Raw genomic sequence first — 2,762 nt, 5'->3', positions numbered from 1 at the left:
GACCGCGTCGAGCAGCGGTGCGAACGCGGGGATCTCGTTGCTCTTCGCGCTCACGGTGACCTGGGCCAGGACGATGCCGGTGCTGGTGTCCAGCGCGGAGAGTAGGTGAACCTGACCACCGTCGGCACGGCGGGCTCCCCGCAGCGTTTTCCCGTCCACGGCGATCACCGTCCGATACCGGTGCGGCCGGGGTGTGACCGGCCGGGCGCGGACCTTCAGCCAACCCGCGAGGACGGTAGACAACAACTGATCGTCGAGGCGGGTCAGCAACCGCCATACCGTCGTACCCGCCGGCACCCCATGGCCGAAGCCGAGCCGGTCGCGGGCCTGCTCATCCAGATCGTGCAACCAATCGGTGATCGCGGCGAACGACGACGCCCCCGCGAGGACCGCGCACACCGCGACCGCGAGCAAACCCGACAGCGGGTAACGCACTCCCCGTGGATCTCGAGGATCCGGGACCGCCGCCAAGGCGTGTAGCAGTCCCGTTGTCTCACCTGCGGTAACGGACGGTGGTGACGTGCCAGGGGCGCCGGCGACCGAAGACAGCGCGGGGATCAGGCATGATGACATCGGCGGGTGAGGTCCTCGGGGTGTCGTGAAGCCTAGAGAACTCCATGATCACCGACGCGATCTCACCCGCTCTTCCTGCCTCCACAGAGGCCACTCACCCCGTAGATTCCCAGCTCAGGGCACCCACCGATCGACTACGCAATCGCCCTGGCCCGGCGGGCCCCATCTATTGAGGGTGCGCCATTCTTAAGTGGCGCGTTCGCCTCGGCGAAAAGGAGGCACAGTCATGCGGTTGAGCCCACTGATTACAGCGGTTCTCGTCGCTCCTGTGGCGGCGCTCGCGGGCGCTGTCGGCAGTGGTCCCGCCGACCACGAGGAGACTCTGCGGCTGCTGGACACCGGTGCCACCATCGACGCGTTCCTCAATGGTGGCGACCCGAGTCACACCGGCGACCGGGAGGTCTTCCGCGACACGCTTGTCTGGGCCAAGGATCAGAGTCCTGCGGGCAAGGCGGAAGGGCACTGCACCGTGATCGAAGCTTCCACCGCGACGACGACCTGCACGACCGTCACAACCTTGCAACATGGAACCATTACCACCGAAGGCGTTGGCGCTTTCGTACAAGGCGCCACCAGCATCGCGGCGATAACCGGGGGCACCGGCGCCTACGAAGGCGCAAGGGCCATGCCACCTTCCTGTTCAACCCCGCCGCTCTTTCGCCGGTGACCTTCGTGCTGTCCCGGCGCTGACTGGGTTTCACCGCGTATCGAAGTCCCGGCTGACCCGCGGCTCCACCTGCACGTCCGGGCACATGCGGCAGCGGATGACCAGGTGGCCGCCGCATCGGCACGGCCAACAGTCCCGCATCGGCGTGGTCGCCGAGCCGCCGGCGTAGCCGTGCCCGTTGTGGCACTCCTGCAGCTCGTCGCCGACAAGCTCGCGGACCTGGCGACGGGGAAGGCGACCACGTGCGGGTCCGCGCGGGCCCGGTCGATCAGGCGGCGCAGCTCGGCGGGGGAATCGGCGACGCGCTCGACGACGGTCACGCCGGCCGGGCTGTTGTCGGCCCGGTCCCAGCGGATCGTGATGTGCCAGCGCGTTCGCCACTCCACGCAGAGCAGACTACTCGAACACTTGTTCACGTGCGGGTCGGCCGAGCCACGGTCTCGCTGAATTTGCTGGTGGTTTCCCCGCGGGCGCGGGCTGCGGACGCGTACGGGCACGTCCGCATCCCAGCCGGCGTGATCCCGGCGTTAGGTTTCGAGGGTCAGTTGCGGCCGGCCATGATGTCGACGTCGGCGATGGCGCCGGTCATCCAGCGGAGGCACCCAGCCGGACGCCCCGAACCTAGTCACGGTAGAACTGGTCGGTCAAGTACACTCTTGGAGTCAAGCGGGTGCTACTGTGCCGGCGACGTACCCCAGGTCACCCACCGTGACGACGGCAGCCAGCCGGCCACTCCGGACATCTTTTCCGGACTTGATGGTCCACAAAAGATGGGGGCTGCGGGAATACAACCGGCCCGTAGGGTGTCTGTACATTTGCGCGTCCAGGAGCGTTTCACCTGGTTCCCCAGCTTCACGCCGAAAGGCCGGGAAGGGAGAGCTGTGCCCCAGCAGACCCAGTACCACAAGAACCCGGAGGCCGTTTCGCGGCTCGACCCGGAGCAGTACCGCGTGACCCAGCAGGACGGCACCGAGCGCCCGTTCGCCAACGCCTACTGGGACAACCACGAGCCCGGCATCTATGTCGACGTCGTGTCCGGCGAGCCGCTGTTCGCATCAGTCGACAAGTACGACAGCAACTCTGGCTGGCCGAGCTTCACGAAGCCGATCGCCAAGACGAACGTCATCGAGCGCGAAGACGCCAGCCACGGGATGATCCGGACTGAGGCCCGCTCGCTGCACGGGGACAGCCACCTCGGCCACGTCTTCAACGACGGTCCCCCCGACAAGGGTGGACTGCGCTACTGCATCAACTCCGCGTCGTTGCGGTTCATCCACCTCGATGACCTAAAGAACGCAGGGTACGGCGAATACCGCACCCTGTTCACGGGTGACACCAACACTGACGCCGACGACAAGTAAGGAGACGACGTGACCAACGAAAAGGTGATCCTCGCCGGCGGCTGTTTCTGGGGCATGGAGGAGCTGTTCCGCCACCAGCCCGGCGTCGTGTCCACGCGGGTCGGCTACAGCGGCGGCGACGTCCCGAACGCCACCTACCGCAACCACGGCACCCACGCGGA

4 protein-coding genes are annotated in these 2,762 nt (G+C 66.8%); 3 read left to right on the top strand and 1 reads right to left on the bottom strand.

The annotated features are described in order from the left end of the window. Nucleotides 1-435: ISAs1 family transposase (locus JNW87_RS37195; protein WP_238455334.1), on the bottom strand; the 435-nt coding region annotated here is incomplete at its 3' end. 406 nt (nucleotides 436-841) lie between these two features. Between JNW87_RS37195 and JNW87_RS37190 the strand changes: the two genes are divergently transcribed. The 3 genes from JNW87_RS37190 to JNW87_RS37180 form a co-directional block, all read left to right on the top strand. Continuing rightward, nucleotides 842-1,240 carry a hypothetical protein gene (locus JNW87_RS37190; RefSeq protein ID WP_238455332.1) on the top strand — a complete coding sequence of 133 codons (399 nt, stop codon included), beginning with the start codon at nucleotides 842-844 and terminating at the stop codon, nucleotides 1,238-1,240. Nucleotides 1,241-2,121: 881 nt separating this feature from the next. Continuing rightward, nucleotides 2,122-2,601 carry a peptide-methionine (R)-S-oxide reductase MsrB gene (msrB, locus tag JNW87_RS37185; RefSeq protein ID WP_236648548.1) on the top strand — a complete coding sequence of 160 codons (480 nt, stop codon included), beginning with the start codon at nucleotides 2,122-2,124 and terminating at the stop codon, nucleotides 2,599-2,601. 9 nt (nucleotides 2,602-2,610) lie between these two features. Beyond that, a partial coding sequence (locus JNW87_RS37180) for a peptide-methionine (S)-S-oxide reductase (protein ID WP_309234155.1) occupies nucleotides 2,611-2,762 on the top strand: 152 nt, incomplete at its 3' end.

It is taken from the genome of Micromonospora sp. ATA51 (genome assembly GCF_016802855.1).
GTDB lineage: Bacteria > Actinomycetota > Actinomycetes > Mycobacteriales > Micromonosporaceae > Micromonospora > Micromonospora sicca.
This window is presented reverse-complemented; position numbering and strand designations above follow the sequence as displayed.